The sequence below is a fragment of the Bradyrhizobium sp. SHOUNA76 genome (assembly GCF_023006445.1).
Lineage (GTDB): Bacteria > Pseudomonadota > Alphaproteobacteria > Rhizobiales > Xanthobacteraceae > Bradyrhizobium.
Genome location: NZ_JALBHA010000799.1, coordinates 1 through 1,819, shown reverse-complemented (window position 1 = coordinate 1,819; position 1,819 = coordinate 1). Strand labels below are relative to the sequence as shown.

At 66.1% G+C, this 1,819-nt stretch carries 3 protein-coding genes; all 3 read left to right on the top strand.

The features are described from left to right. Positions 1-732: nitric oxide reductase activation protein NorD (locus MOV74_RS37250; RefSeq protein WP_246932400.1), on the top strand; the 732-nt coding region annotated here is incomplete at its 5' end. 76 nt (positions 733-808) lie between these two features. Next, positions 809-1,471: an HAD family hydrolase gene (locus MOV74_RS37245; RefSeq protein ID WP_246932398.1), complete on the top strand. Its 663-nt coding sequence runs from the start codon at positions 809-811 to the stop codon at positions 1,469-1,471. A gap of 7 nt (positions 1,472-1,478) precedes the next feature. Next, the coding region (locus tag MOV74_RS37240) for a sugar-binding domain-containing protein (protein ID WP_309486878.1) at positions 1,479-1,819 on the top strand (341 nt) is incomplete at its 3' end.

The window sequence follows — 1,819 nt, the reverse complement described above, 5'->3', positions numbered from 1 at the left end:
GAGGTGTTGCGGCCGCGTCACGAGCTGATGCGCGCCCAGGCCGACGGACACGATCTCGACCTCGACGCGCTCGTGCGTGCGCGGTGCGATCTTCGCGCCGGCAGCGGCGGCAGCGGTCTCGATCGCATCCATGTTGCCATGCGTCCGCAAGGGCATGATCTTGCCGTCACGCTGCTCGTCGACGTCTCGCTGTCCACGGATGCCTGGGTCGATGGCTACCGCGTGCTCGACGTCGAGAAGGAGGCGCTGCTGGTGCTCGCCCACGGGCTTTCGGCCTGCGGCGATCACCACAGCATCCTGACCTTCACCTCGCGACGGCGCTCCTGGGTGCGGCTCGAAACCGTCAAGGCCTTCGGCGAGCCGATGAGCGGGGCGGTGGAGCGCCGGATCGGCGCGCTGAAGCCCGGTTATTACACGCGGATCGGCACGGCGGTGCGCCACGCCGCCGCCGAGCTCGCCCGCCAGCCGCAGCGCAAGAAGCTGCTGATCGTCCTCACCGACGGCAAGCCGAACGACGTCGATCATTACGAGGGCCGCTTCGCGGTCGAGGACACCCGCAAGTCGGTCCAGGAGGCGCGCCGGCTCGGCATCGCCGCCTTCGGCGTCACGGTTGACGCAACTGCGCAATCCTACTTCCCGACCCTGTTCGGCCGCGGCGGCTATGCCATCGTCGGCAACATCAAGCGGCTGCCCGCGGCACTGCCGGCGATCTATCGGCAGGTCGCGCATTGATGGCGGAAAAATCCCGAACGTCATGGGTCCTGAGTGAGCTATTGCTCATCAATTGAGTATATGATCGAATGGCTGAATGGACCACGGCCGGTCAAGTCCCGATCTGATCATCTTCGATTGCGACGGCGTGCTCGTCGACAGCGAACTGTTGAGCTGCCGGTGCCTGTCGGAAATTCTCTCCGAGTTCGGCATCGCGCTCAGCGTAGAGCAGGCGCTCGAGCTCTTCCTAGGGCGCAGCACCAAGGCGATCGAGCAGCATTATCGCGATCTCGGGCAGGTCGTGCCGGACGGCTTTCTGCCGCGTTTGAAATCGAAAGTGCTGACGACGTTCGCAGCTTCGCTTCAGCCGATCCCCGGCATTGCGGGCGTGATGTCCGACTTGTCCGTGCCGTTTTGCGTGGCCTCATCCAGCGACATCGACCGCGTCGCGCTCTCGCTTGACGTCACTGGCCTGCGGGCGCAGTTCGGCGAGCGGATCTACTCCGCGCAAATGGTCAGGCACGGCAAGCCGGCGCCCGATCTGTTTCTCCTCGCGGCGGAGCGGATGGGGGTGCAACCTTCGCGCACGCTGGTGGTCGAGGACAGCGTCAGCGGCGTGCAGGCGGGCAAGGCGGCCGGCATGACTGTCTGGGGATTTGTCGGCGGCAGCCATTATCGCGGATGCAACGGCCGGGCTATATTGTCTGGCGCGGGGGCCGACCGGGTGTTCTCGCGCATGATCGACTTCTGGGAGGCGTGAGGCCCGCATGGCCGCCGAGAACGACAGATCGCGACTCGACGACGCCGCGCGCGCCGGCTGGCTCTATTTCATTGCTGGTCACACCCAGGACGAGATCGCAAAGATGCTGCAGGTCTCGCGCGCCTCGGCGCAACGGCTGGTCTCGCTGTGCCTCGCCGAGCGCCTCATCACCTTCCGGCTCGAACATCCCATCGCCGCCTGCATGGAGCTTGCGGCGCGCCTGAAGGAACGCTTTGACCTCGTTCATTGCGAGGTGGTCCCGGCCGATCCAGCGGCGCCGCAAGCCACCGCGGGGATCGCCGAGCGTTGCGCCAACCTGCTTGAGTCCACGCTGCGTTCGGAGACGCC